This window comes from Solemya velum gill symbiont, from assembly GCF_002020255.1.
GTDB lineage: Bacteria > Pseudomonadota > Gammaproteobacteria > Chromatiales > Chromatiaceae.
In genome coordinates this window covers 111958-138440 of record NZ_MPQG01000004.1, presented here as the reverse complement: position 1 = coordinate 138440, position 26483 = coordinate 111958, and the positions used below count along the sequence as shown (strand labels likewise).

Sequence of the window (26483 nt, the reverse complement as noted above, 5' to 3'; positions counted from 1 at the left end):
AGCTCTATGGTATTACAAGCAGCTATGAGTTCATTCATAATGTATTGAAAAAACCATGATATCGTGTGTTTGATATGCCTTATAACGTAAGTGAATACTTACATATTGTACTGGGCATGGCGAGCATGTTTACTATTTCATGAGCAATGCAAAAGATTTTAAACTTAGCCGCTTTCACACACATCCGGTTATGAGGAAGTTGTAAAATCAAGCAGCAATTTTATAGTGAGTAATTACTGACAAATGACTGTTTTTACAGCCTTTCAGATGAGATTATGATTGACAACGCAGGCACCAGAGCTTATTCTACGCGCCTTTTTTAGATCCTTGGCCAAAGGTATACAGACATGAAAAGAACTTTCCAACCAAGCCGCATCAAGCGTGCACGTACGCACGGTTTCCGTGCACGTATGGCAACTAAAGGTGGCCGCAAGGTTATCAATGCACGACGCGCAAAAGGTCGTGCTCGCCTGGCGGGCTAAGGGCCCCTGATCAAGTCTGGATGAACTAGAGTCCATGACTTGGTCAGAGACTCCTTCTCATCTTAATTGATAATAAAGCCATTCCGGCGTACGCAGCGTCTTCTCACTGCTGCCGATTACCAGCGGGTTTTTAAAAAGCCACTCCGTTCTGTCGACAGTAGTTTTATGGTTTTGGCACGTAAGAACAGTGGTGGCTGTGCACGTCTCGGCTTGGCAATTGCAAAAAAGCAGCTAAAGCGAGCAGTCGATCGAAACCGTGTCAAAAGAGTCATACGAGAAAGCTTTCGACAACAGGCAGAGCTTCTGCAGGGATACGATTTTGTCGTTCTCGCCAGAAGAGATACGCAACAGCATTATAATGATAAACTCACCGCTTCTCTTGAGCGGCACTGGCGCAAATTAACGCAGCCTGCCTCCAATCAACCAGACAAGACAAATACGGATCACCAAAGATCATGATGGATTCAATGCGACCGATACTTTTCGTTGCCCTGGCATTTATATGCCTAATGCTATATCAGGCATGGCAGGCAGACTACGGCCCCAAACCGGTAGAGACCAGCATGCCGGAAGCCGGCAGCTCCACAGTGACCGAATCACCGGTTCCGGGCGCAACGGCAACTAGCACTACCACCGCTGCTGAACCAAGCATGACAGACATTCCTGTTCCTGCCGGTCCGGCAACACAGGTAGAAGCCGGTGCATCCATCATTCGCGTTAAAACTGATGTGCTCGATATTGCAATCGATACACGCGGCGGCAGTATTGTTGATACGGCACTGCCAACCTACCCGGTATCACTCGACACCCCTGAAAAGAAAGTTCACCTGCTGACCAGGGATGAGAATCGCTACTTTGTCTCCCAGTCAGGCCTGATGGGTACAACACCGGAAACAGCACCCGGGCATGAAGCCGTCTACACAAGTGAACAGGCACTATACGAACTGGGTGAAAAAGATGAAATCAAGGTCACCCTGAAATGGACCGGTGCTGACGGTGTCTCGGTTAACAAGGTCTTTACATTCAAGCGTGGCAGTTTCGCAATCAATGTGGAACACCAGGTGATGAATGCCGGTTCTGCTTCCTGGGCAGCACGCGATTATCAGCAGATGATACGTGCGGAGTATGAGCAAAAGCAGTCAGCTTTTATGTACACCTACATGGGTGGCGCTTATTACACGCCGGAAGACAAGTTCAGCAAGTTTGATTACGACGATATGAGAGACAGTAATCTTTCGATCGATTCGCAGGCAGGCTGGTTTGCGATGCTGCAGCACTACTTTGTCGGTTCCTGGGTACCGGCAACAGATCAGCAGAACCATTACTATAGTAAGGCTCTCGATCGTAACCGTTTCATGCTTGGCAGCTATGGCCCGGCTGTAACAGTACAACCCGGTACGAACCACACGTTCGAATCCAAATTCTATATCGGACCCAAGCTTCAGAAAGAACTCGAGGCATTGAACCCGAATCTTGAACTCGTGCGTGACTATGGCTGGTTGGCCGTTATCGCCAAGCCAATGTTCTGGGTACTACAAAAGATCAATGACTACGTTGGTAACTGGGGCTGGTCAATTATCATTTTCACGATCTTGCTGAAACTGGTTTTTTACAAACTTTCTGAAACCAGTTACAAGTCGATGGCAAAGATGCGCAAGTTTACCCCGCGTATCCAGGCGCTCAAGGATCGTTACGGTGATGACAAGCAACGCTTGCAAGCGGCGATGATGGAGATCTACAAAAAAGAGAAGATCAATCCAATGGGCGGTTGCCTGCCAATGCTGGTACAGATTCCGTTCTTTATCGCTCTCTACTGGGTACTGCTTGAGTCGGTTGAACTGCGCCAGGCACCCTGGATCTTCTGGATCAAGGATCTTTCGCTGCAGGATCCTTTCTATGTTCTGCCTGCGGTCATGGGTGCGTCCATGTTCATCCAGCAGAAGCTGAATCCGGCACCGCCTGATCCAATGCAGGCGAAGATCATGCAGATGTTGCCGATCGTGTTTACCATCTTCTTCATCTTCTTCCCGGCGGGACTGGTTCTCTACTGGGTGATGAACAACATTCTGTCGATCTCGCAGCAATACGTGATTACCAAGAGCATCGAAGCAAAAGGTTAGGTATCACAGCGTAAGAAGCCGCCTACTGTATGTCATTGCAGCAGGCGGTTTTTTTGTGCGCCTGAAAATCCGGTGGAGCCTGCTAATCCAATACTCTTGACTCAAGAACCGGACCTGGAAGATTGCATCAAGATCGTCATGGTTGATTATTTCCCCTCTATGACCCAGATTCATAGAGAGACGATCCTCAATATGGAGCAAGCATGGCAAACTGGCAGACAGCAACAATCCTCAACAGAAAAGTATGGGACGATGGCCTGATCAGCCTGACTTTAGACTTGGAGCTGGAGCCATTCAAGGCGGGCCAGTTCATCAAGGTTGGACTTCAGGTTGGAGATGAACGAATCGAGCGCCCCTATTCATTGGTCAATAGTGAAGATCAGCCAAATGCCGAGATCTTGTTCAATGAAGTTGAAGATGGCCCCCTGACAAGCAGGCTGGCACAACTGGTTAAGGGAGAGCAGTTGCTGGCAACCACTGATGCGCATGGGTTCCTGGTTCTAGACGAGGTTCCAGATGTTCCGAACTTGTGGATGATTGCAACCGGGACAGGCATTGGCCCATTCATCTCCATGCTCAACTCAGCTCAAAGCCAGCGCTTTGAACGTATTGTCATCATTCATGGCACTACGCATGAAAACAGCCTCGCTTACAGGAACCAGCTTGAAGGACTGGAACATATCGACCAGCGCATCAGCTATTTGCCGGTCATCAGCAGGGAGAAAACAGACGGGTTAATGGAGGGACGCATCACTGAAAACCTCTCTTCCGGAGAAGTTGAAAAACGTGCAAACCTGGAACTGAATGCCGAGCAGAACCATGTGCTTCTGTGTGGCAACATCGACATGATTCGAGATGTACAGGCAATGCTTGCGGAGCGTGACATGAAAAAGCACAAGCGTTTCGAACCGGGACATATCTCGATGGAGAAATATCACTGATTTTCTATGGCACAATAGCGCCATGATCAGTGATTCACAGACAATCTGCGCTGTTGCCACGCCGCCGGGGCGCGGGGGCGTTGGTATCGTTCGCATCTCGGGAAAAGAGATCGGAGTAATAGCCGATGCGCTTCTCGGCGGATTGCCAGAAGCTCGAAAAGCGGTTTTCCGTCGCTTCAGGGATGCTGAGGGAGAAGCGATCGATGAGGGCATCGTTATCTATTTCCCCGCCCCGGCTTCATTTACCGGTGAAGAGGTACTGGAACTGCAGGCTCACGGCAGTCCCGTGATTATGGATATGCTGCTTGAGAGGCTGGTTGGACTTGGTGCACGTCTTGCGCGTCCAGGCGAATTTTCCGAGCGTGCCTTTCTGAATGACAGGCTCGACCTGGCACAGGCTGAAGCGATTGCCGATTTGATCGATGCCGGCTCACAGACAGCTGCACGCATGGCTGGTCGCTCCCTGCAGGGTGTTTTTTCGCAGGAGATCGACGCTCTTGTTAACAAGCTGATTGACCTGCGTGTTTATGTCGAAGCAGCGATCGATTTTCCCGAAGAGGAGATCGATTTTCTCTCGGATGGAAAAGTCGAGGCTGATCTGAAAGGCATTCTTGACCATATCGACAAGGTGCAACAGAGTGCGAAAACAGGCGTGTTGCTACGTGATGGTATGCAGCTTGTGATTGCAGGTCGTCCCAATGCGGGAAAATCGAGCCTGCTGAATGCATTGTGCGGACGCCAGAGTGCGATTGTTACCGATATCCCCGGTACCACGCGAGACTTGCTACGCGAACAGATACAGCTCGACGGCATGCCGATACACTTGATTGATACTGCTGGTCTGCGTGACAGTGAGTGCGTCGTTGAGCAGGAGGGAATCCGGCGTGCGCGTGAAGAGATTGATCGCGCCGACATGATTTTGTGGGTCTATGATGCTACTAGCGGTATTGAGCAGGACAGCGAAGATCTTGGCTCACTGCCTACATCCATTCCCGTCACCTGTGTGTGTAACAAAATCGATCAGAGCGGTATTGAGCCAGGGCTTGGGGAGTCAGGCGGGCGAATGACTGTACGCCTTTCAGCCAAGTCGGGAGAGGGTATTGATCAACTGCGTGAATTGCTGAAGAAATCCATGGGTTATGCGGGCGAAGAGTCAGGAGAATTTATTGCCCGTCGCCGCCATCTCGACGCCTTGCAGCGAGCCAGGAATTCGAGCGCGAATGCACACCAGATATTGATCGAAAGCCGGGGTGGAGAGCTGGTTGCAGAAGAGTTGCGCCAGGCACAAAATGCACTCTCTGAAATCACCGGCAGCTTCACTTCAGATGAGCTGCTTGGAGAGATATTCTCCAGCTTCTGCATCGGAAAATAGAGAGTCACCTGGCACATGGCCATGCTGCAAGCTGACTCTATTCCATTGTCACTCTATATTCACATGCCGTGGTGTGAACGCAAGTGCCCCTACTGTGATTTCAACTCGCATGCTTCCAGCAATATCGAGGAAGAGTCGTATATTGATGCTTTGTTGCAGGATTTTGAAGGTGAGCTTGAGTTACCCGGTGTGCGAGCCAGGAAGATCAACAGCGTCTTCATCGGCGGAGGCACACCAAGCCTCTTCTCGGCAGTTGCCATAAAGCGACTCTTATCCGGGATTGCACAAAGAGCTGCGTGCGAGGAAACGGAGATAACCCTGGAAGCCAACCCGGGAAGTGCCGACAGTAGTAAATTCGCAGGTTATCGGGAAGCTGGGGTCAATCGTCTCTCCATTGGAATTCAGAGTTTTGATGATGAAAAACTGGCAGCGTTAGGACGAATTCATAATCGTGAAACTGCCATTCATGCGATAGAGAAGGCAAGAGCCGCCGGTTTCGATAATCTGAACCTCGACCTGATGTTTGGATTGCCGGCTCAATCTGAAGGTGAGGCAATGCTTGACCTTCAGCAGGCCACCTCGTTTCAGCCAGAGCACCTCTCCTGGTACCAGCTGACGCTTGAACCCAACACACCATTTAACCATTCACCGCCAGCGGCCCTGGCAGATAATGACCAACTGGCCGATTTTTCCACTAAGGGCATTGGGCAGCTACAGCAGGCCGGGTTTAGCCAGTACGAAGTTTCAGCCTATGCTCAACCAGGCAAAGCCTGCAGACACAATCTCAATTACTGGCAGTTTGGCGATTACCTGGGGATTGGCGCCGGAGCACACGCAAAGATAACACTGGCAGATGGCACGATTGTCAGGAGGAGCAAGCAGCGTCATCCGCAGCGTTACCTGGCTGCTGCGACAGCCACAGATGCAGTTTCATCAAGCCGCGCGCTGACGGACGATGATCTGCCCCTCGAATATATGATGAATGCTTTGCGCCTGAATGAAGGATTCAGGCAGCAGGATTTTGAACTGAGAACCGGCCTGGCTTTTTCATCAATCGAGGAAACGCTGGGTGAACAAGTAAAAAAGGGATTGCTGGAGAGAGACGGCGATTCATGGCGCACATCAGAAATCGGTCGCCTGCACCTCGATAACCTGCTACTCGAATTTTCATAGAGAGGAAAATGTTGCAGACACCTCAATAATGGTATTATTCAAGGCTGTTGAATACGCTTTTTCAGGATATTCATGGAACCTTATGATCGAATAGGATTCCAAATACCTGATGTAACGAGCCAAAAAATATACCAGGAGAAGTAATGAACAAACGATTTCTAGTCGCAGCAGCTGCGCTGCTGATGAGCACCACGATGGTTACAGCGCAAGAGCAAGCGGCAAAGCCGGCGGCAGAAGCGGCCCCTGCAGAACAACAGGACCCAAAACGAAAGCCATCCACCAATCCGGAAAATGGAAAGCAGTACGGCGACTGGCTCAAGGAGTGCGAAATCTTTGTTGAAGCAGAGAATAAAGAAGTCGAGATTTGCCAACTCGTACAAGCCCTGGTCGATGAGAAAAGCAAGCAGGTCATGTTAAAGGCAGCAATCGGTTATGTTCCGAACCAGAAAGAAGCTGTTATGGTCGTCTCCCTGCCGCTAGGCATCTTCCTGCCACCGGGTGTTCAGATGCGAGTTGATGGCCAAGGCAAGGTTGCCACAATTCCGGTTAATACCTGTCTTCCAGCAGGCTGCCAGGCAGGCTCTGCACTGGATGCCGAATTTACCGGTCGTCTCAAGAAGGGCAATAAGCTGACCATGATATTTGCAAATCCAGCAGGTAAGCCTGTCAAAGCAGAGTTGTCATTGAAAGGCATGACAGCCGGACTCGACAGCTTTAAAAAGTAGATTTTCTGTTACCGGGCAGGCAGGAAGTCTGCCCGGTCCTCATCCCTACTCCCCCGTGACTGTAACAGCCAGTTTGCGCTGATGGCCCCTGTGCCTGTGTTCCCACAAGTAGATTCCCTGCCAGGCGCCAAGATCCAGAGAGCCGTTTGTAACCGGCATGGTGAGATCCATCTTGGTCAGGACAGATCGAATGTGCGCGGGCATGTCATCCACGCCCTCGTCAACATGTTGAAACAGTGGATCCCCGTCTGGCACAAGCCGACTGAAAAAACGCTCAAGGTCTGAGCGAACATCAGGGTCTGCGTTCTCGCACAGCATCAGTGAAGCGCTGGTGTGATAGATAAAGAGATGACAAAGGCCGGTAGTGATATCAGACGACCTCACCAGTGAATCAACCTCCCTGGTAATATTGATCGTCCCGCGTCCTTGTGTCTGCAGACTGAATTGTTGCTGAAAAATCATACGGGTTTCATCTCGCTCTGCACAGGGTTACACTCGGTTACCATTATGGTACCTGTAATCAATTGATCCAAACAGATGCAAGCTCTCGATAAACAGCCTGTTACTACTTTAAAGGGCATTGGCCCAAGAAGTGCAGAACGGCTTGCGTCAATCGGCATAGAAACAGTAGAAGATGTTCTATTTCACCTGCCATTTCGCTACCAGGACAGAACTCGCGTAACACCTATCGGCAGTGGACGTCATGGCGATCACCTGGTGATCGATGCGCGTGTCGACAATGCGCATGTTCACTATGGGCGCAGACGATCATTACTTGTCCAGGTGAGTGATGGTAGCGGCAGACTGCTACTGCGCTTTTTCCATTTCTCCAACAGTCAGAATAACGGCTTTTCCAAGGGTGCGCGTATCAGCTGTTTTGGTGAAGTCCGCAGGGGCCCGAACTCACTCGAACTGATTCATCCTGAATATCGTTTGCTATCCGAGGATCATGCATTCGAAGTTGAGGAGAGCCTGACCCCGATTTATCCGACGACTGAAGGCATGCAACAGCAGAGCTGGCGTGACTTGACCGATAAGGCGCTCGCTTTAATGGAAGCTGGCGGTGCCCTGCGTGAATTGCTGCCCGACTCTTTGCTGCCGACAACAACAGCCATCTCGCTTGCCAATGCGATACGTACGCTGCACCGCCCGCCACCGGACACGGCCGTCAGGCAGATTGAGGCTGGTGAGCACCCGGCACAACAGCGCCTGGTATTCGAAGAGCTGATCGGACACCAGTTGAGCTTGTTGAAGCTGCGCCGACAACAGAAATCACAAAATGCCTTCAGCATAAGCCACACCGGAAAACTGGCTGCCACTCTTTATCAACAGATTCCATTCCGCCTGACGGCTGCTCAGCAAAGAGTATTGCAAGAGATTGAAAGTGATTTACAACAGAAACACCCGATGCAGAGGTTGATACAGGGTGATGTCGGTTCGGGTAAAACCATCGTTGCCGCTTTCGCAGCACTGCAGGCGATCGAGGCGGGTTACCAGGTTGCGGTGATGGCGCCAACGGAACTGCTTGCCGAACAGCATCGCAAGAACTTTGAAACCTGGCTGGAACCGTTAGGTATACAACAGGCGTGGTTGACGAGTCGTCTGAAAGGAAAGAAACGTGAAGCGGTGCTGGAACAGATCATTTCAGGTGGAGTACAAATTATCATTGGTACTCACGCACTGTTCCAGAAAGACGTCGAATTCAAGAAGCTGGCTCTGGTGATTGTTGATGAGCAACATCGCTTCGGCGTACATCAGCGTCTTGCCCTCAGGGAGAAAGGCAACAGTGGTGGCAAGGTGCCACATCAACTCATCATGACAGCCACACCGATTCCGAGAACGCTGGCAATGACAGCCTATGCCGACCTTGATCTCTCCGTGATTGATGAGTTGCCCCCCGGAAGAACCCCGGTTAAAACCGTACTGGTTTCCGACCAGCGGCGTGATGAAATTGTCGACCGGGTTGCATTGGCTTGCAGTCGCGGACGCCAGGCGTACTGGGTATGTACCCTGATAGAAGAGTCCGAATCCCTGCAGGCACAGGCAGCGGAAGAGACAGCCAACCAGCTTAGCCAGGAACTGGAAGGCATACGCGTCGGACTCGTTCATGGTCGCCTCAAGGCAGAACAGAAAGAGCTTGTCATGTCTGCTTTCAAGGCAGGCGAGATTGATCTGCTTGTTGCAACAACTGTCATCGAGGTTGGAGTTGATGTGCCGAATGCGAGCCTGATGATTATCGAGAATCCCGAACGCCTTGGGCTTGCGCAGCTGCACCAGCTGCGCGGACGCGTCGGCCGCGGTCAACAGCAGAGTCACTGTGCCCTCTTGTATAAGTCACCGCTTGGCGAAACGGCAAAACAGCGCCTTGCCGTGATGCGAGATACGACAGATGGTTTCGAAATTGCGCGCAAGGACCTCGAGATTCGAGGTCCGGGCGAGGTGCTGGGGACACGTCAGACCGGCGAGATGGAATTCCGGGTTGCTGATGTCGTCAGGGATCAGAAGCTCTTGCCGCAGGTACAACAGGTGGCGCAGCAAATACTCGACAAGCATCCGCGAGCTGCCGAGGCGCTAATAGCGCGCTGGGTCGGTCAGCGTGAAAAATATGGCAGCGTCTAACCCGTCTTGTGTCCGCTGGGAACTGGGCTGACAGCTTAACGCAGAGAGGAGCGGTTATCCTTGACCAGTTCGTACGCCTTTTTGATCTGGTGGGTCTTTTCGGTGGCGATACGCATCATCTCTTCGGGTAGTCCCTTGGAGACAAGTTTATCAGGATGGTGCTGGCTTAGCAGGCGGCGATAGGCTTTTTTAACCTCGCTGTCAGTCGCTGATTTTTCCACGCCAAGGATCTTATAGGCATCAGCGAGTTGCAGAGAGCCTGCTGTTTTGCTTTGTTTTCTGCCTTGGCCTTGCCATCCATGCTGCTGTTCGAAACCACCCATCGCCTGGATCATGTAGACGATTGCACGATAATCCATTTCGGAGATGCCGAGCATGCGGCAGCTATTCAACAGCACCTGCTCTTCCGCAGTATGCAGTACGCCATCCTCGAAAGCAGCCTGTACCTGTATCTCTATGAAAACACGCATCAGGTTGCGACGGCGTCCCAGCTGTTGCTTCAGCTGCAGAAGAATTTCGTCGGGATGGAAGCTCGGCTTCTTGCCTTCATTAAAGAGCCAGATAGCAGCCTGCCGCTGTTCACTGCTGAGCGACATATTCTGCATCACGCGCTCGGCATAGGCGATCTCCTCTTTCGAGACACGGCCGTCAGCTTTTGCCAGGTAACCGAGCATCGAGAAGGTAGCAGTGAAGAAAGCCGTTTGTGCGAGTTCGTTTGATGTATCTGCACTGGCTCCCTGGCGCTCATCAAAATTGATATTAACGCCCTTGTCGAGCTGGTGCCCGAGAGCTGCGCCAAACAGCGCGCCAAGCGGACCACCGAGCATGAAGCCGAAACCACCACCGAGCAGTTTTCCCCACCAGCTCATCGTGAATCCTCTTTGTCGTATTCATTGGCGCGTCGTGCATCGCCCCTGACCCTGTCGGCAGGATAACGCGCCTCGTTAATGGCGATTTTGCGCTGGGCAGCCTCAACCAGGTTGATATCGAGGCGTTCGGCGCAACGTACCAGGAAAATCAGGATGTCGGCCATCTCCATGGCGACCTCTTCGTGTTTGTCAGCATCGAGCTGATAGCTCTGCTCCTCGCTGAGCCACTGGAAGTGTTCAACCAGTTCTGCAGCCTCTGCGATCAGTGCCATGGAGAGGTTCTTCGGTGAATGAAACTGCTCCCAGTCACGTTCCTGCGCAAAAGCCTTGAGGCGCTCATTGAGCAGATCGAGAGAATCACTCATAATCAGTTTTCGTTGAGACGTTGGCGTGCCCTTTTGACAGCAGCAAGTACCTGGTTCGGGGCAGTACCACCGATGTGATCGCGTGCCTTTACAGACCCTTCCAGGGTCAGAACAGTAAAGACCTCTTCATCGATAATGTCAGAGAATGCCTGCAGTTCGGCAAGAGAGAGATCGGACAGGTCACACTCCTTTTCTATACAAAGTGCAACGGCCTTGCCGACGATTTCGTGTGCATCGCGGAAAGCAACGCCCTTGACGACCAGGTAGTCGGCGAGATCGGTTGCGGTCGCGAAACCTTTCATCGTGGCGTTGCGCATATTGTCAGCACGACACTGGATCGCGGGAATCATGTCGGCAAATACCTTGAGGCAGCCTTTCAGGTTATCAACCGTATCGAAGAGGGGTTCCTTGTCCTCCTGGTTGTCTTTGTTGTAAGCCAGCGGCTGTCCCTTCATCAGTGTCAGCAGCGCCATCAGGTGTCCGAAGATACGTCCACTCTTGCCACGGACCAGTTCGGGAACATCAGGATTCTTCTTCTGCGGCATGATGGATGAACCGGTGCAGAAGGCATCAGAGAGAGTGACAAAGGCGAACTGTGCCGATGACCAGATAATCAGCTCTTCAGAGAAGCGAGACAGGTGCATCATCAGGATGCTGGCTGCGGCGGTAAACTCGATCGCAAAATCACGGTCGGAGACGGCATCGAGCGAGTTCTCTGCAGGCGCATCAAAACCGAGTAGTTGAGCCGTGTAGTGACGATCAATTGGATAAGTCGTACCGGCCAATGCTGCGGCACCCAGTGGCATGACGTTCATACGCGCACGGCAGTCTGCCAGGCGTCCAGCATCACGCTGCAGCATTTCGAACCAGGCCATCATATGGTGGCCAAAGGTGACGGGTTGTGCGGTCTGCAAGTGGGTAAAACCAGGGAGAATGGTTGCAGCTTCGCGTTCGGCAACAAGCAGAAGGGCTTCCTGCAGTCGACTGACTTCAGCAAGGACCAGGTCAATCTCGTCACGCATGTAGAGGCGAATATCGGTTGCTACCTGGTCGTTGCGTGAACGTCCGGTGTGCAGTTTTTTACCTGCGATGCCAATCGCTTCGGTGAGCGCGGCCTCGACATTCATGTGCACATCTTCGAGTGCGACAGACCATTCGAATTCGCCCTTCTCGATGCTGGCAAGAATTTGCTCGAGCCCGGCCTTTATAGAGGCAAACTCCTCTTCTGTCAGGATGCCCTGGCGCGTCAGCATGGTGGCATGTGCAATCGAACCGGCAATATCCTGCGGTGCCAGTCGCTGGTCAAATTCTACCGAGGCGGTAAAGGCTTCGACGAAGGCGTCAGTCGGTTCATTGAAGCGTCCGGCCCAGAGTTTTTTGTCTGTCATGATTTAGTCGTTAGTCATTGGTCGCCGGTCATTTGAGCCTCTTCTGCAGGATAAACGCGAATGCAGCAGGCCCGTCCGCAGGGCGACAGGTGTTGTTTATCGAATATTGATTATAGCAGTTCCATGACGGCGTCCATCTCCACGCCGGCATCCTTGGGCAGGCTGGCAACACCAATAGCTGCGCGTGCCGGATAGGGTTCATTGAAATAGTCTGCCATGACCTGGTTCACAAGCGGGAAATGCGACAGGTCTGTCAGGAAGATATTGAGTTTGGCGATATCCGCCAGTGAACCACCGGCTGCCTGTGCCACGGCCTGTAGGTTGTCGAATACGCGACGAATTTGCGCTTCCATATCTCCGTCGACCATCTCCATGGTTTCCGGTACCAGAGGGATTTGTCCTGACATGTAGACGGTTGTACCTGTCTTGACCGCCTGTGAATAGGTGCCGATTGCCTGGGGCGCCTTGTCTGTGTGGATGATTTCGCGGCTCATATCGAGTCTCCCTATATTCAATTCAGTTAATCATTTCGCGGGCACAATTGACGGCAGCAATCAGACTGCCGACATCGGCTTTGCCACTACCGGCGAGATCCAGGGCGGTACCGTGATCGACCGAGGTACGTATAATCGGCAAGCCCAGGGTGATATTGACTGCCTCACCGAACCCCATATGCTTGAGGACCGGAAGCCCCTGGTCATGATACATGGCGAGTACTGCATCTGCCTGTTGCAACAGTTTTGGTGTGAAGAGCGTATCTGCAGGTAACGGCTCACTGCAGTTGATGCCTTCACTTCGCAGCTGCTCAAGTACAGGCGCGATGATTTCTATCTCCTCGCGTCCCATGTGTCCACCCTCACCGGCATGTGGATTGAGCCCGCAGACCAGTATTCGTGGTGATGCGATATGGAACTTGTCGACAAGGTCGTTATGCAGAATTCGCATCACCTTTTCAAGCAATGGCCGGGTGATTGCATCCGTTACATCCCGAAGCGGCAGGTGCGTTGTTGCAAGTGCGACGCGGAGACCGGGACAGGCGAGCATCATGACCGGATATCCACCAGTGATTTCAGCGAAATATTCTGTGTGGCCGCTAAAAGGAATACCGGCATCATTGATGATGCCCTTGTGAAGTGGAGCGGTTACGACAGCAGCGTAACGCCTTTGCATGCAGCCTTCCGCGGCTTCGCGCAAACTGTGCAGTACAGCCTGGCTGTTTGAAACATTGAGTTCGCCGGCAACGACCGGGGCTGCCAGTGGAATATCGTGCACTGTTCCGCTGAAGGATGTTTTCAGCTGCTCAGCACGCTCCTCCAGCAATTCCCTGTTACCGATAAAAACAAGATCGTCGCAGTTGATGCGATGACTCAGTTCAACACAGAGATCCGGCCCGATCCCGGCCGGTTCACCAACAGTGACAGCGAGACGCTGTCGTGATGCACTCATTCGAAATTGTCGTCCCTGTACTCGACGTAGGCCTGGTCGCGCAGACGTCGTGCCAGCAGGTCGAGCGATTCCTCGATTTTACGCTGCTGGATTTTAGCTTTCGCTGCTTCACGCGCCGCGGTATCGGCAGATGTCTGCTTACGGCGATCAAGAACCTGTGCCAGGTGCCAGCCGAAAGGTGTCTGGAAAGGCTGTGAAATCTGATCTTTCTTGAGTCGTTTGAGCTGCTTTTCAAATGCAGGTGTCGCTACTCCTGGGCTCAACCAGCCGAGATCGCCGCCCTTGAGGGCAGAGGCGGTATCATCTGAATAAGCCTGCGCAAGTGACGCGAATGACTCGCCATCGATGATTTGCTGACGAATTTCGGCAAGGCGGGCCTTTGCTTCCTTGTTGGAGAGCTGCTCACCCGGACGTAGCAGGATATGGCGTGCTTTTGTCTGGTTGATCGTTTTGGTCTTTCCGCTGCCGCCATGAATGCTCAGATAGTTATCGATTTCAGACTCGGTCACCTGAACCTGGCTGGAGAGGCTCTTTTGATGGAATTTTTGCTGTCCGATCTGCTTGCGCAGGTTCTCACGAAAAGCGGTGTAGCTCTGGCCTTGGCGTCCAAGTATCTGGCGTAGCTGGGAAACAGTGATCTTGTTGCGTGCAGCGATGGTGGCAACTGCTGAATCGACCTCTTCGTCTGTCACCTTGATGCCGGCACGATCCGCAGCAAGTTTTTGTGCCCTGCTGGTAATCAGTTTGTCGAGCACGCGTCGCTCGTGAGCTGCCTTTGACTCCCCTTTCTGACGACGGTTGCCTTTCATTGCGCGGTTGAGCTCGGAGCGAAGGACTACATCATCTTCGACAACAGCAACGATTTCGTCGAGAGGCTTTGCAGCATGTGCAGCCAGTGGCAACAGGAGAGTGAAGCCGAGGGCAATTAAGAAGGGAAATTTTTTCATCTGGTCAACCTGTGTCTGATTTAGTGCTTAGACAGTGTGTTAATAATAGGTTTCAAATTGGTCGTGTGCCGATACCGGGGGAGAAATTCTCTTACCAAGACCGCCAGTACCGAACTCACCTAGCCCCTTGAGAAGGAATTGCAGCGAGAAGCCGGTATCGTAACGGTGTTCATCGGTTTCGTCATCGGCACGGCGCGTAACCAGGCCGCGTACAGCCCAGCAACACGAATCATACTCGACCCCGGCAGCAACATCCAGAAGCCTGTCCTCTTCGAGTGAGTAGAGCAGGTTGCCGACAACATTCAAGTTGCTCGAAACACGCCAGCCGGTTGCTGCGGAGAGATAGTTGAGCTCTTCTTCCTTTTCAGCCGAGACCTGGTTGCGTTCGCGCCATGCCAGTGAGGCATAGCGGCCGGCATCCGTGTCATGGTAATTGACACCGATAAAACTGTTGCGATGGTTGGTCGATTCCTTGCTCCATTGCAGTGCCGTATCAACTGACCAAAGATCATTGATCTGTGAGTAGAGGCTCGCAACGAAGGCGGTCTCATCGGTGATGATGCCTTGCGAGTCTGGCAAGTTGACCTCGTGCTCATCAAAATAGATGATCTGGCCAAGACTGGCGCGCAGCCACTCGAAGCCACTGTCATGGCTGATAAACCTGGTGGTGATTGCAGCAACCATCTGGTTGGCATCCCCTACCCTGTCAGATCCGGTGAAGCGATTCTCACGAAACAGATTTTCGAAACTGAAGTCAGCCAGTCTGCTGTCAAAAACGGGCAGGTTGTCCTGGTTTGTATAAGGCGTATAGGTATAGAAGAGGCGCGGTTCCAGTGTTTGCAATGATGAGATGCCAAACCAGTTGGTATCGCGTTCATATACCAGTGATCCGTCAAGAGTCGCAGTAATGCTTGTACGGGTTGTATCTTTATCGACCCCTGGTGTGGTGCCGGTGCGATCGAGTGAATAGCTGGTGTAACGTCCGCTCAGTTTTGCTTTGAATGAGCCCCAGGGGCGCAGCAGGTCGATACCAGCAGCTGGTTGCAGGTCGACGCGGTTGCCAATCGCCTTGTCAGGATCCCTGTTTTCAAAGCGCACGTAGCTGGCATCCGCTTCTGTGAAAAAACCATTCTGATGAAACTTGCGCCAGTTGAAGAGAATTTCCGGCAGACGTTCATACGCTTGAGCCGCATCCATATCGGTAGGATCAAAGTCAGCGAATTTGATCGATGCGTCCCAATAGCTGTCACGGTATGAGAGCGTCGCAAAACGTTCTCTGTAGCTGTTAGAAGAGCTATCCAGGTCAGTCTGCATATCATCGAGGTATTCACTGTCCGAGACATGGGTGTAATCAATCTCGGCTGACAGGTGTGGAGAGAATTGCGCCTGGTTGCGCCAGCGCCACATGTAACGCAGTTCATCGCCCTCGTTGTCGTCATCCCATGGTGCAATCTCAGCCTCAAAAATGCCCTGGTGCTGCTCCGTGAGGTAGCGGAATTCGCCGCCAAGAATCAGGCCGCGCTTGGTTGTGATGCGTGGATAGATGGTGGCGTCGTAATTTGGAGCCAAGTTGAGATAGTAAGGCGCCATCAGTTCAGTTCCGGTGCTTGAGGTGACACGGATACTGGGTAGCAGGAGCCCCGTATGTCGCTTGCCATCAACCGGGAACTGGAAATAGGGTACATAGAGAAGCGTTGTATCACCCGCTTTTAGGTGCACATTGTGGGCGGTCAGAACCCCTTTTTCACGGTCGATTTTCATTTTCGACGCTTCCAGTCGCCACGCAGGGTCTTCCATTGGGCAGCTGCTATAGCTGATATCACTGAAGCTGGAGATACCGTCAATCGTGATGTTCGAGGTACCGGCAGTGCCGTTGCCGCCAGTCTCGATCAGGCGATAGCTGACCGGCGTATTTGATTCGACGCGCTTTTCATCGACGAAATAGGTGATTTCCTGTGTAGAGAAGCTGTAGCCGGGCTGGCGAATAATGACGTCGCCGGTGGCGTCTATTCGTCCCCCGCGCCTGTCGTAACTGACGTTATTGGCAGAAATGTGCTGGCTATTCTGTTGCAGTTGCACGCCCCCACCCATTTGCAGCTGCTCACTATGCATATTCCATGAGGCATGTCCGGCATCAATGACCAGGTCATCAGATAGATTCGGTATTGATGTGACAGGCTGTGCCAGGCACGAGTGCTCGACCGCTGCCATCGTGCTGTTGGCAACCATGGAGCCTGTCAGTAGCAGGGTGAACTGTAGGGCATGAAATCTTGTCACAGGTGTCACATTTTCACAGGTTATCAGGGCCAGTTGATTTAGAATGCACAGATTGGAACATTTATCTCGAGCGTTTCAATGAGATTCAATGCTGAATCCAGCACTATTATTTGTTGCCATTCTATTGGTAAATGTGTCGCTTGTCGCGCTGTTTTGTTCTCTGCTCGAACTTACAGAGCCCGGCAGTAGATTGAATTTTCGGAGTAAGTTGCATGCCACAAAGAATTGAGGCCATCAGGAACTGGCTGGACGCACAATGGAAGACGCAGGGAACTGATATCGCCCAGGTCTCTGGTGACGCCTCCTTCAGGCGCTATTTTCGTGCGGTTGGTCCGGACGGCACGCCATGGGTGGTCATGGATGCGCCGCCGGAAAAAGAGGACTGTGGCCCCTTTATAGATATAGAGAAAAGGCTTTCTGCCGCAGGCTTGCATGTGCCGAGGATTGTTGCGCACGAGGCTGAACAGGGATTTCTGCTGCTCGAGGATCTCGGCGATGTGCAGTATCTCGAAGAGCTTAACGAGGAGAGCGCACCACGTCTTTACGGTGAAGCCCTGAGCGCACTAGTGACGATGCAGGCATCTACCTCGACTGACGGACTGCCTCTGTACGAGGCTAACCTGCTGCGTTTCGAGATGGAGCTGTTTCGTGACTGGCTGTGCAGAGAGCACCTCGACCTGAAACTGGGTGAGCAGGAGCATGACATGCTCGATGAAGCCTTTCACCAACTTACCATGAACGCCCTTGAGCAGCCGCAAGTGTTCGTGCACCGGGATTACCATTCGCGCAACCTGATGGTGTCGCATCCGCCACTGCCCGGAATTATCGATTTTCAGGACGCCGTTGTTGGCCCTATAACCTACGACCTGGTGTCACTGCTCAAGGATGCCTATATCCGCTGGCCGCTGCAGCAGGTGGATGATTGGGCGATGGGCTATGCCGAAATGGCAGTCCAGTCCGGGCTGATGCCAGCCAGTGACAAGGAGAAGTTCCAGCGCTGGTTTGATCTGATGGGGCTGCAGCGCCATATTAAGGTGGCGGGTATTTTCGCGCGCCTCTACCGGCGTGACGGCAAGGCGGGCTATCTTGACGATATCCCGCTCGTTCTCGACTATATTCTGGAGATGGAGCCAAAATACGAGATGATCGAACCACTTTGCAAGCTGATCCGCGAGGACGTCATCCCCGGTTTGCAGGCAGCGGATTAAGCAGATGCTAGAGCATCTTTACCCAGGTCTGCGCCTGATCACCTTTGATCTGGACGACACGCTATGGCCTTGTCACGAGACCATTATGCGTGCAGAAGACGCCCTGTTTGAGTGGCTGCAGACACGCGCACCAGGTCTCACCGAGGCCCATTCAGTCAGTTCGATGCGTGAACACCGTCGCGAACTGGCACGCGCCAATCCACACCTGATGCATGATTTGAACCTGCTCAGAACACGTCACCTGGAAGTGCTGCTTGAAGAGAGTGGCCATGATATCTCCTTGGCGGTTATGGCCACAGAATATTTTCAGGAACACCGTAATCGAGTTGAGCCATTCGACGATGTACCCGAGGTATTGCAGCAGCTAGCTCGACACTACACGCTGATCTCGGTTACCAACGGCACTTCAGAAATCGATAAAACTCCGCTGGCCGGGCTGTTCCACCACTCTCTGACGGCAGCACAGGTTGGCCATGCCAAGCCGCATCCAGCGATGTTGGAGGAGGCGTTGAAACTTGCCGATGCCAAACCTGGGGAATCTCTACACATAGGTGATGACCCGAAGCGTGATGTTCTACCGGCACAGGCGCTAGGCATGCAGGCGGTCAGGGTGGTGCGAGTCGATACAAAATTCAGCTGTGGTGTCGAGGAAGAGATTGAAACCCCGGATGTATTGCATATCAACTCACTACATGAACTGTTCAACGAAATAATGGATTGACACAGGCTCTTGACACGAATTGTGCTCTGCACCACACTAGGATCTTGCCCTGAGAAATGGCTACCGGAGTCATCTCTTTTTTATTACTGTTGATATTTAAAACTTGCGAACTGGCCACAACCGGGATCGCAATATAATCAATCAGGCATGCCGGACTGCAAGGGAGTGCAGGAGGAGAGAAGCGTTGCGCCGCGTGACTTTCCATGGGTAATCATGCCACCTTTGAAAACGTCTGGAGGAATCAGTGGACTATCAAAGCTATTACCGTAAGTCGATCGAAGAGCCCGAAGCATTTTGGGGTGAAGAGGCAGAAAAACTGCAATGGTACAAGTTCCCAAATCAAATCCTGCAGCATGAGGGGAACGAGTGGAACTGGTTTGCCGATGGTGAAATGAACACCTGTTACATGGCCGTTGACTATCACGTCGAAAACGGCCGTGGAGACCAGGTTGCAATCTATTATGACTCGCCTGTGTCCGATACCAAGTCGCAGATCACTTTCAGTGAGTTACGTGACCAGGTCGCCCGCTTTGCCGGTGCACTGAAGGCACGTGGTGTCGAGAAGGGCGACACGGTTGTTATCTACATGCCGATGGTGCCGGAAGTGCTGGTTGCTATGCTCGCCTGTGCACGTCTCGGTGCAATCCACTCCGTCGTGTTCGGCGGTTTTGCCTCGCATGAACTGGCGATCCGAATCAATGATGCCAAGCCGAAGCTGCTGTTAACTTCAAGTTGTGGCATCGAAATTGGCAAGGTCATTGCATACCAGCCCCTGGTTGATGCTGCGATCGAGGAAGCTGATCACAAGCCTGATGCAGTCGTCGTACTGCATCGCCCGCAGGCCGAATTCCAGATGAAGGAAGGCCGCGATCTCGACTGGTACGGTTTCCAGGAGGGTTTAGAGCCTGCTGATCCGGTTCCGGTCAAGGCGACTGATCCTCTCTATATCCTTTATACCTCGGGCACCACTGGTCAACCCAAGGGTGTTGTCAGGCAGAATGGCGGTCACGCAGTCGCTATGCGCTTCTCGATGGAATACATCTACGATGTCAAGCCGGGCGAGGTTTTCTGGGCTGCATCAGATGTTGGCTGGGTTGTGGGACACTCCTATATCGTCTATGCACCCCTGTTGCATGGCTGCTCAACTATCGTTTATGAAGGCAAGCCGGTACGTACACCGGATGCAGGTGGATTCTGGCGTGTCATGGAAGAGTACAAGGTCAGTGCCTTCTTTACTGCGCCGACAGCATTCCGCGCGGTCAAAAAAGAGGATCCAAACGGCGAATTACTCAAGAAGTATGACCTTTCCAGTGTTCGCGCCATCTACCAGGCCGGTGAGCGACTTGATCCACCGACCTACGAGTGGCTCAGCGATCTGCTCAAAAAACCGATTCTGGATCACTGGTGGCAGACGGAAACCGGCTGGGGCATCGCAGCCAACCCGGCGGGTATCAAGCAGGAGCCGGTCAAGAGTGGCTCTGCGACATTCCCTGTTCCCGGCTACCAGCTCCATGTTCTCGATGAGGCGGGTAATGTACTGGGGCCGAATGAGCAGGGGGCATTGGCAATCAAGTTGCCGATGCCGCCGAGCTGTCTTAATACGCTGTGGAACAACCATGAGCGTTTTGTTGAGGCCTACCTGGATACTTACCCCGGCTACTACCTGTGTGGTGATGACGGCTATATCGATGAAGATGGTTATGTCTTTGTCATGGGCCGTATCGATGATGTTATCAACGTCGCCGGCCACAGGCTCTCAACCGGTGAAATGGAAGAGGTTGTTGCAAGTCATGACGCGATTGCCGAGTGCGCCGTCGTGGGTATCAATGACGAGCTGAAGGGTCAGTTGCCAGTTGCTTTCTACATCCGCAAGGATGGTGTCGATAAGGAGCCGGAAGAGATTCAGAAGGAGTTGATCCAGATGGTACGCGGTACCATCGGTGCAATCTGCTGTTTCTCCAAGGCGATGGAGGTCAAGCGTTTGCCCAAGACACGTTCCGGCAAGATTCTGCGCAAGACCATTCGCCAGATCTCCGAGACGGATGATGTGCCGACACCTGCGACCATCGATGATCCGGGTATTCTCGATGAGATTCGGGAGGCTTATAAAACAGCCAAGGTTGGACGCTTCGTATAACGAAGAGCCAGTCAAAAAAAACAGGCCGGGCAATGCCCGGCCTGTTTTTTATTAAAAAGAAGGAATGATCAGGTAGCCTGTTTCAAAGCCTCGGTTGCCGGTACATAGTCATACCCCAGCGCCTCGGCAACAGCCTTGTATGTCACCTGCCCTGCATGCACATTGAGACCATTCAACAGGTTGTGATCACGCATCATCGCCCTGATCGGATCATCTGCCAGGGCCAGCGTGAAGGGAAGCGTTGCATTATTGAGTGCCATGCTAGCAGTGCGTGCCACTCCGCCCGGCATGTTTGCAACACAGTAATGCACCACATCATCAACAACAAAAGTCGGTTTCTCGTGCGTGGTCGGATGCGAGGTTTCAAAGCAGCCGCCCTGGTCTATCGCCACATCAATAATCACGGCGCCCCTCTTCATACGACGAATCATATCCCGCGTCAGCAGCTTGGGGGCCGCAGCGCCGGGTACCAGCACGGCACCGATGACAAGGTCGGCATCCAGTGCATACTTCTCGAGTATGGTGGTAGTCGAATAGATACAGCGGACACGGCCTTTATAATCGTTATCGAGTTCACGCAGGCGTGCAATAGAGCGGTCGATTATGGTGACTTCGGCGCCCATGCCAACGGCCATCGCTGTTGCATTTTCACCAACCACACCGCCGCCGATGATCAGTACCTTTGCTGGTGCAACCCCAGGTACGCCACCGAGTAGTACGCCACGCCCGCCTTGCGCCATTTCAAGGTGGTACGCACCTTCCTGGGCCGACATGCGCCCTGCCACTTCAGACATGGGCGCCAGTAATGGCAAGCCCCCATGCTCATCGGTAACGGTTTCATAGGCGACACAGGTTGCGCCTGATTTGATCAGCAGTTCGGTCTGGCGCGGGTCTGGTGCAAGATGCAGATAAGTGAACAACAGCTGGCCGTTGCGCAGCATTGCGCACTCATCGGGCTGTGGCTCCTTGACCTTGACGATCATGCCGGCGCGCAGAAAAACCTCATCCGGTGTACCGGCCAGTTCAGCACCGGCATCGAGATACTCCCGGTTGGAGAAATCGATCGAACTGCCGGCATCTTTTTGAACCAGGACCTGGTGCCCGTGGCTGACGAGCTCTCTGACGGATGCCGGGATCAGGCCAACCCTGTATTCATTGTTTTTTATTTCCGTGGGAACGCCGATCAGCATACTTTTCTCCTTTTTCGCCTTAGTTTAGCTGCTATTCCAAACCCTTGCCCATGGTGCTTGCAATGAGAAGGGATTTAGGCGAGTCTGGGCAGCGTGAAATCAACAGACAAATCTCCCCTTCAGCTTCTGCAGAGCGTCTTCGGTTACCACGAGTTTCGCCCGTGGCAGCAGCAGATTATTGATGATGTCACCGAGGGTAATGACACCTTCGTAGTGATGCCGACTGGTGGTGGTAAATCACTCTGTTACCAGATACCGGCCCTGTTGCGAACAGGTACAGCGATTGTCATTTCACCGCTGATCTCCCTGATGAAAGACCAGGTGGATGCCCTGCAGGCTAATGGTGTCAATGCCGCCTGTTACAACTCTGCATTAAACGAGAGTGACGCAAGGCAGACCCTGGCACGCTTTCACGCAGGCGAGCTTGACCTGCTCTACGTGGCGCCTGAACGCCTGATGTCGCATGCCTTTCAGGAACGATTGCAGGAGATTGATATCGCCTTGTTTGCCGTCGACGAGGCGCACTGCGTCTCCCAGTGGGGGCATGATTTCCGGCCAGAGTATGTGCAGCTGGGAGAGTTGCGCGATCGGTTTCCCGATATTCCGATGATCGCACTGACCGCAACTGCCGATCCGCAGACACGTAAGGATATTGTTCAACGCCTGCATCTGCGTCAACCGACAATCCATGTCACCGGTTTTGATCGTCCCAATATCCGCTACAGCGCGCTCGAGAAGCGTAAGCCATTCGATCAGCTCAAGTCATTTGTCGATCGCTTCAGCAGCGAACGCGGCATTGTCTATGCGCTGAGCCGCAAGCGTGTCGAGGAGCTGGCATTCAAGCTGCAGCAAGGGGGCTACAGGGCAGAGGCCTACCACGCGGGCTTGCCTGCATCGACACGTGAGCAGGTGCATGAACAGTTCATGCGAGATGAGATCGACGTGGTGGTGGCGACCGTTGCCTTTGGTATGGGCATCGACAAGCCCAATGTGCGCTACGTGGTGCATTATGATCTGCCCAAGAATATCGAGGGCTACTACCAGGAGACCGGCCGCGCTGGTCGTGATGGTCTGCCATCAGAAGCACTTTTGTTGTTTGGTGCACAGGATATGGTGATGGCGCGACGCCTGGTCGAGAACAGTGACAATCCGGAGCAGAAACGTATCGAGCTGCACAAGCTCAACAGCATGATTGCCTTTGCAGAAGCACTCACCTGCCGCCGTCGTGTGCTGCTTCACTATTTCGGCGAAGAGCTGAAAGAGGATTGCGGTCACTGCGATACCTGTAATGATCCTCCCGAGTGTTACGACGCTACGGAAGATGCGCGCAAGGCGCTATCCTGTGTCTACCGGGTCGGACAGCGTTATGGCATGCGTCACGTCATTGATGTACTGCGTGGTGCCGACAGTGAACGCATTCGCAGCCTCGGGCATGACAGCCTGAGTACCTATGCAATCGGCAAAGAGCAGGGAGAGGCCGAGTGGTCGAGCCTGATGCGCCAGCTGATCCATCGCGGTTACCTTGAACAGGATATTGCCAACTACTCGGTACTGAAGCTCACAGATGGTGCGCGCCCGTTATTACGCGGTGAAATTGCATTGCAGCTTGCAAAACCGAGATTGAAAGAGGCTTCTGGCAAGCGTAAAAAGCGCGTAACAGCTGCTGTTGAAGGACGTGACGAGCTGCTGTTCGAATCGCTGCGCGGACTGCGCCGCGAACTGGCCGATAGCGAAGGTGTTGCCCCTTACATGGTATTTGGCGATGCCACGTTGACCCAGATGGCGATTCACCTACCGCAGAATCGCACCGAGTTTCTCGAAATTAACGGCGTGGGTGAGAAAAAACTCGAGAAATACGCCGAGGCCTTTCTGCAGGAGATCAGTGACTACCTGTCAGTAAGGGGCAGCAACCCGGCCCCGGCAGCCTGAGGCCTCTTTACCCCTGCATCATCTCGATCAGTATCTCGTGCGCATTGCGCGGCTTGGCGCGCTTTGATGGCTTGACACGCTTGTATGTTCCATTCGATTTCAGCACCCATGACTGGCAGTTGTCGCGCAGGTGGGTGGTGAAGGTCTCCTTGATAATGCGGCGCTTGAGTGCGTACTGCTCAACTGGAAAACAGCTCTCGATGCGCTTGAAGAAGTTGCGTCCCATCCAGTCGGCGCTGGCACAGTAGAGGTTCTCCTCGCCATCGTTATAGAAGTAGAAGACACGCGTATGTTCGAGGAAGCGTCCCATAATGGAGCGTACATGGATATTCTCCGAGACACCCTTGATTCCGGGACGGATACCGCACACTCCCCTGACGATGAGTTCAATTTTCACACCTGCCTGTGATGCCTTGTAGAGCTCCTCGATGATCTTCGGCTCAATCAGGGAGTTCATCTTGGCTCGGATCAGCGCTTTTCTGCCGGCCCTGGCATGTTCTGCCTCATGCCGGATAAATTTCACCATACTGCTGTGCAGGGTAAATGGCGCGGAGAGCATTTTCTTCAGGTTGAGGCTCTTGCCCAGTCCCGTCAGCTGCAGGAACAGGCGATGCACATCACTGCCGAGCGCACTGTCGTCCGAGAGCATGCCATAGTCTGTGTAGGCTTTTGCCGTGCCCGCGTGGTAGTTACCGGTGCCGAGATGCACAAAGCGTTTCAGACGGCGTCCCTGGCGTCTGACAACCAGGGTCATCTTGGCATGTGTCTTGTGGCCGACAACCCCGTAGGCGACGTAGGCTCCGGCATCCTGCAGGCGTGTGGCGAGGGCGATATTAGCCTCCTCGTCAAAACGCGCGCGCAACTCGATCACCGCGGTAACCTCCTTGCCGGCGCGCGCAGCCGCAACCAGTGCATCGGCAATTTGCGATTTTGAACCGGTGCGGTAGAGCGTCATCTTTATCGCTACAACCTTCTTGTCAACGGCGGCCTGCTGTACCAGGTTCACTACCGGATCAAATGACTGGTAGGGGTGGTGCATCAGAACATAGCGCTTGTCGCTGATGTAGTCGAAAATATCCTGGTCCGTGACGAAATCTTCCGGGAAACCGGGACGAATTGCTGGGAACTTCAATTCCGGCCTATCGACCATGTCAACAACGGCAGCGAGGCGAGAGAGGTTGACTGGACCATTGACCGGGTAGACATCCTGTTCGTCCAGACGGCATTTCTCGACCAGGTAATTCTTGAGCCTCGGCTGAATATCATCAGCAACCTCCAGGCGTACCTCGTCACCATAGTTTCTCGACAATAACTCGCCTTTCAGTGCCAGCATCAGGTCATCCGCCTCTTCACTGACGAAGAGATCCGAGTTACGTGTGACGCGGAACTGGTAACTGCCGAGTGATGTCATGCCAGGAAAAAGATCATCAACGTGAGCGTGAATGACTGACGAGAGAAAGACGAATGTATCAGGGCTCGGGCTGATCTCTTCAGGCAGGCGGATGATACGCGGAAGTGCACGCGGTGCCTGTACGATGGCCATGCCGCTGTCACGTCCGAAAGCGTCTTTTCCTTCCAGCTGCACAATGAAGTTCAAACTTTTGTTCAAAATACGTGGAAATGGATGCGCGTGATCAAGGCCGAGAGGCGACAGCAGAGGTGCCAGTTCGCGCTTGAAGTGGTTATTGAGCCAGTTCGATTGCTGCTCGGTCCAGGCGGAACGGCGCAGGAAGTGGATGTTTTCAGCTTCCAGTTCAGGTATCAGTTGCTGATTGAAGACAATGTACTGCTCCTTGACCAGGCTGTGAGCCTCCTTGGAAATCGCTTCCAACTGCTGGGCTGCAGACATGCCTGCAGGATCCTGTGGATCTATGTTATGCATCTGTTGCTGTTTCAGACGTGCGGCACGAACCTCGAAGAATTCATCGAGGTTGCTGCATGAAATACACATAAAGCGCAGACGTTCGAGCAGGGGGACAGAGGTGTCCTGCGACAATTCAAGAACCCTGCGATTGAATTGCAGGTTGCTGAGCTCCCGGTTGATGAAGAGGTCTGGAGTAAATTCACTGCTCATGTGTTGGGCGTCCTGGAAAACAACTAAATATATACGTCAATCTTTGATTATACGCCTTGGGGAAGAGATAATCTTGATACTTAAGTGATGTATCTTTGTTGAAGATTGCTTCTCTGGTATTGCTGAGCGGGTTGAGAGTGGTTACCCTGTATCTTTACGAATAACAATATGAGAGCTATGAAAGGCACAGTCGCAAAATTTAATGCAAAAAGAGGTTTCGGCTTCATTCGCTCGGATCAACTCGATGATGAAATTTTTGTTCACATCACCAAGGTGGACGGCAGGCGTGCACTGCGCCCGGGACAGGATGTCACATTCGACGTTGAAGAGACAGAAAAGGGCCTCGCGGCTGTCAACGTGGTCGTAAAGGGAGCGGAATCATCCAGTCGAGGCAAGCCGGTGACGATTGGCATTGAGGAGCCGAAAGACAGGGCTAAGTATTTTGTTATCGGCGCTGTCATTCTGATTATCGTGGTGGCAGCTATACTGTTGTTTTAACC

At 52.8% G+C, this 26483-nt stretch carries 23 protein-coding genes; 13 read left to right on the top strand and 10 right to left on the bottom strand.

Translation table 11 applies throughout. The features are described 5' to 3' along the window. Nucleotides 1–347 precede the first annotated feature (347 nt). From rpmH to BOW06_RS05095, 7 genes are all read left to right on the top strand, one after another. Nucleotides 348–482, top strand: coding sequence for a 50S ribosomal protein L34 (rpmH, locus tag BOW06_RS05125; RefSeq protein ID WP_043116252.1), 135 nt, complete (start codon nucleotides 348–350; stop codon nucleotides 480–482). A gap of 66 nt (nucleotides 483–548) precedes the next feature. Beyond that, nucleotides 549–941, top strand: a complete 393-nt coding sequence (gene rnpA, locus BOW06_RS05120) for a ribonuclease P protein component (RefSeq protein ID WP_230209649.1) — start codon at nucleotides 549–551, stop codon at nucleotides 939–941. Beyond that, the gene (gene yidC / locus BOW06_RS05115) at nucleotides 938–2602 is read left to right on the top strand and encodes a membrane protein insertase YidC (RefSeq protein ID WP_306292334.1); all 1665 of its coding nucleotides are present in this window, start codon (nucleotides 938–940) and stop codon (nucleotides 2600–2602) included. Before rnpA ends, yidC begins: the two co-directional genes overlap by 4 nt. A gap of 203 nt (nucleotides 2603–2805) precedes the next feature. Next, a complete protein-coding gene (locus BOW06_RS05110; RefSeq protein ID WP_078461365.1) occupies nucleotides 2806–3543 on the top strand; it encodes a ferredoxin--NADP reductase in 738 nt (245 codons plus the stop codon). Nucleotides 3544–3568: 25 nt separating this feature from the next. Further along, nucleotides 3569–4915: a tRNA uridine-5-carboxymethylaminomethyl(34) synthesis GTPase MnmE gene (gene mnmE / locus BOW06_RS05105; protein WP_043116753.1), complete on the top strand. Its 1347-nt coding sequence runs from the start codon at nucleotides 3569–3571 to the stop codon at nucleotides 4913–4915. Between the two features lie 21 nt (nucleotides 4916–4936). Further along, nucleotides 4937–6088 (top strand): radical SAM family heme chaperone HemW, encoded by a 1152-nt coding sequence (gene hemW, locus BOW06_RS05100; RefSeq protein ID WP_043116255.1) that lies wholly within the window; start codon nucleotides 4937–4939, stop codon nucleotides 6086–6088. A 143-nt stretch (nucleotides 6089–6231) separates the two neighbouring features. After that, nucleotides 6232–6813: an invasion associated locus B family protein gene (locus BOW06_RS05095; RefSeq protein WP_043116257.1), complete on the top strand. Its 582-nt coding sequence runs from the start codon at nucleotides 6232–6234 to the stop codon at nucleotides 6811–6813. A gap of 45 nt (nucleotides 6814–6858) precedes the next feature. On the opposite strand, the gene BOW06_RS05090 is transcribed toward BOW06_RS05095, so the two are convergent. After that, nucleotides 6859–7275: a secondary thiamine-phosphate synthase enzyme YjbQ gene (locus BOW06_RS05090; RefSeq protein WP_043116258.1), complete on the bottom strand. Its 417-nt coding sequence runs from the start codon at nucleotides 7273–7275 to the stop codon at nucleotides 6859–6861. A 75-nt stretch (nucleotides 7276–7350) separates the two neighbouring features. On the opposite strand from BOW06_RS05090, the gene recG reads away from it, so the two are divergent. Then, the gene (gene recG, locus BOW06_RS05085; RefSeq protein ID WP_078459607.1) at nucleotides 7351–9432 is read left to right on the top strand and encodes an ATP-dependent DNA helicase RecG; all 2082 of its coding nucleotides are present in this window, start codon (nucleotides 7351–7353) and stop codon (nucleotides 9430–9432) included. A gap of 35 nt (nucleotides 9433–9467) precedes the next feature. On the opposite strand, the gene djlA is transcribed toward recG, so the two are convergent. The 7 genes from djlA to BOW06_RS05050 all read right to left on the bottom strand — a co-directional run bounded on the left by djlA (nucleotide 9468) and on the right by BOW06_RS05050 (nucleotide 16724). Continuing rightward, complete coding sequence (djlA, locus tag BOW06_RS05080; RefSeq protein ID WP_078456130.1) at nucleotides 9468–10301, bottom strand: co-chaperone DjlA; 834 nt, start codon at nucleotides 10299–10301, stop codon at nucleotides 9468–9470. Next, entirely contained in the window at nucleotides 10298–10666 is a 369-nt protein-coding gene (locus tag BOW06_RS05075; RefSeq protein WP_043116263.1) for a nucleotide pyrophosphohydrolase, read from the bottom strand. Before BOW06_RS05075 ends, djlA begins: the two co-directional genes overlap by 4 nt. Before the next feature lie 2 nt (nucleotides 10667–10668). Then, a complete protein-coding gene (argH, locus tag BOW06_RS05070; RefSeq protein WP_043116265.1) occupies nucleotides 10669–12054 on the bottom strand; it encodes an argininosuccinate lyase in 1386 nt (461 codons plus the stop codon). 110 nt (nucleotides 12055–12164) lie between these two features. Beyond that, complete coding sequence (gene ridA, locus BOW06_RS05065; RefSeq protein ID WP_043116266.1) at nucleotides 12165–12548, bottom strand: deaminase RidA; 384 nt, start codon at nucleotides 12546–12548, stop codon at nucleotides 12165–12167. 22 nt (nucleotides 12549–12570) lie between these two features. Continuing rightward, nucleotides 12571–13500, bottom strand: a complete 930-nt coding sequence (gene pdxA, locus BOW06_RS05060; RefSeq protein ID WP_078452693.1) for a 4-hydroxythreonine-4-phosphate dehydrogenase PdxA — start codon at nucleotides 13498–13500, stop codon at nucleotides 12571–12573. Further along, a complete protein-coding gene (locus tag BOW06_RS05055; protein ID WP_043116269.1) occupies nucleotides 13497–14447 on the bottom strand; it encodes a peptidylprolyl isomerase in 951 nt (316 codons plus the stop codon). Before BOW06_RS05055 ends, pdxA begins: the two co-directional genes overlap by 4 nt. A gap of 39 nt (nucleotides 14448–14486) precedes the next feature. After that, nucleotides 14487–16724 carry an LPS-assembly protein LptD gene (locus tag BOW06_RS05050; protein WP_078461855.1) on the bottom strand — a complete coding sequence of 746 codons (2238 nt, stop codon included), beginning with the start codon at nucleotides 16722–16724 and terminating at the stop codon, nucleotides 14487–14489. A gap of 212 nt (nucleotides 16725–16936) precedes the next feature. On the opposite strand from BOW06_RS05050, the gene BOW06_RS05045 reads away from it, so the two are divergent. The 3 genes from BOW06_RS05045 (at nucleotide 16937) to BOW06_RS05035 (ending at nucleotide 20790) form a co-directional block, all read left to right on the top strand. After that, nucleotides 16937–17932, top strand: coding sequence for an aminoglycoside phosphotransferase family protein (locus BOW06_RS05045; RefSeq protein WP_078452695.1), 996 nt, complete (start codon nucleotides 16937–16939; stop codon nucleotides 17930–17932). A 4-nt stretch (nucleotides 17933–17936) separates the two neighbouring features. After that, nucleotides 17937–18653 carry an HAD family hydrolase gene (locus tag BOW06_RS05040; protein WP_078459605.1) on the top strand — a complete coding sequence of 239 codons (717 nt, stop codon included), beginning with the start codon at nucleotides 17937–17939 and terminating at the stop codon, nucleotides 18651–18653. Nucleotides 18654–18897: 244 nt separating this feature from the next. Continuing rightward, nucleotides 18898–20790 carry a propionyl-CoA synthetase gene (locus BOW06_RS05035; RefSeq protein ID WP_078461364.1) on the top strand — a complete coding sequence of 631 codons (1893 nt, stop codon included), beginning with the start codon at nucleotides 18898–18900 and terminating at the stop codon, nucleotides 20788–20790. A gap of 68 nt (nucleotides 20791–20858) precedes the next feature. On the opposite strand, the gene ald is transcribed toward BOW06_RS05035, so the two are convergent. After that, a complete protein-coding gene (gene ald / locus BOW06_RS05030; protein WP_078459603.1) occupies nucleotides 20859–21980 on the bottom strand; it encodes an alanine dehydrogenase in 1122 nt (373 codons plus the stop codon). 93 nt (nucleotides 21981–22073) lie between these two features. Here ald and recQ point away from each other — a divergent pair, with 93 nt between their 5' ends. After that, nucleotides 22074–23909 (top strand): DNA helicase RecQ, encoded by a 1836-nt coding sequence (recQ, locus tag BOW06_RS05025; RefSeq protein WP_078452698.1) that lies wholly within the window; start codon nucleotides 22074–22076, stop codon nucleotides 23907–23909. Nucleotides 23910–23916: 7 nt separating this feature from the next. Here recQ and ppk1 read toward each other — a convergent pair whose 3' ends face one another. Beyond that, nucleotides 23917–25983 (bottom strand): polyphosphate kinase 1, encoded by a 2067-nt coding sequence (gene ppk1 / locus BOW06_RS05020; RefSeq protein ID WP_078452699.1) that lies wholly within the window; start codon nucleotides 25981–25983, stop codon nucleotides 23917–23919. A 177-nt stretch (nucleotides 25984–26160) separates the two neighbouring features. Here ppk1 and BOW06_RS13330 point away from each other — a divergent pair, with 177 nt between their 5' ends. Next, the gene (locus BOW06_RS13330; protein ID WP_078452700.1) at nucleotides 26161–26481 is read left to right on the top strand and encodes a cold-shock protein; all 321 of its coding nucleotides are present in this window, start codon (nucleotides 26161–26163) and stop codon (nucleotides 26479–26481) included. Nucleotides 26482–26483: the final 2 nt, after the last annotated feature.

What these genes read in the sequence shown, in the direction of transcription:
- rpmH (WP_043116252.1), top strand. Translation starts at nt 348, where the DNA reads ATGAAAAGAACTTTCCAACCAAGCCGCATCAAGCGTGCACGTACGCAC.
- yidC (WP_306292334.1), top strand. Translation starts at nt 938, where the DNA reads ATGATGGATTCAATGCGACCGATACTTTTCGTTGCCCTGGCATTTATA.
- BOW06_RS05110 (WP_078461365.1), top strand. Translation starts at nt 2,806, where the DNA reads ATGGCAAACTGGCAGACAGCAACAATCCTCAACAGAAAAGTATGGGAC.
- hemW (WP_043116255.1), top strand. Translation starts at nt 4,937, where the DNA reads ATGCTGCAAGCTGACTCTATTCCATTGTCACTCTATATTCACATGCCG.
- BOW06_RS05095 (WP_043116257.1), top strand. Translation starts at nt 6,232, where the DNA reads ATGAACAAACGATTTCTAGTCGCAGCAGCTGCGCTGCTGATGAGCACC.
- BOW06_RS05090 (WP_043116258.1), bottom strand. Translation starts at nt 7,275, where the DNA reads ATGATTTTTCAGCAACAATTCAGTCTGCAGACACAAGGACGCGGGACG.
- recG (WP_078459607.1), top strand. Translation starts at nt 7,351, where the DNA reads ATGCAAGCTCTCGATAAACAGCCTGTTACTACTTTAAAGGGCATTGGC.
- djlA (WP_078456130.1), bottom strand. Translation starts at nt 10,301, where the DNA reads ATGAGCTGGTGGGGAAAACTGCTCGGTGGTGGTTTCGGCTTCATGCTC.
- BOW06_RS05075 (WP_043116263.1), bottom strand. Translation starts at nt 10,666, where the DNA reads ATGAGTGATTCTCTCGATCTGCTCAATGAGCGCCTCAAGGCTTTTGCG.
- argH (WP_043116265.1), bottom strand. Translation starts at nt 12,054, where the DNA reads ATGACAGACAAAAAACTCTGGGCCGGACGCTTCAATGAACCGACTGAC.
- ridA (WP_043116266.1), bottom strand. Translation starts at nt 12,548, where the DNA reads ATGAGCCGCGAAATCATCCACACAGACAAGGCGCCCCAGGCAATCGGC.
- pdxA (WP_078452693.1), bottom strand. Translation starts at nt 13,500, where the DNA reads ATGAGTGCATCACGACAGCGTCTCGCTGTCACTGTTGGTGAACCGGCC.
- BOW06_RS05055 (WP_043116269.1), bottom strand. Translation starts at nt 14,447, where the DNA reads ATGAAAAAATTTCCCTTCTTAATTGCCCTCGGCTTCACTCTCCTGTTG.
- BOW06_RS05045 (WP_078452695.1), top strand. Translation starts at nt 16,937, where the DNA reads ATGCCACAAAGAATTGAGGCCATCAGGAACTGGCTGGACGCACAATGG.
- BOW06_RS05040 (WP_078459605.1), top strand. Translation starts at nt 17,937, where the DNA reads ATGCTAGAGCATCTTTACCCAGGTCTGCGCCTGATCACCTTTGATCTG.
- ald (WP_078459603.1), bottom strand. Translation starts at nt 21,980, where the DNA reads ATGCTGATCGGCGTTCCCACGGAAATAAAAAACAATGAATACAGGGTT.
- ppk1 (WP_078452699.1), bottom strand. Translation starts at nt 25,983, where the DNA reads ATGAGCAGTGAATTTACTCCAGACCTCTTCATCAACCGGGAGCTCAGC.
- BOW06_RS13330 (WP_078452700.1), top strand. Translation starts at nt 26,161, where the DNA reads ATGAAAGGCACAGTCGCAAAATTTAATGCAAAAAGAGGTTTCGGCTTC.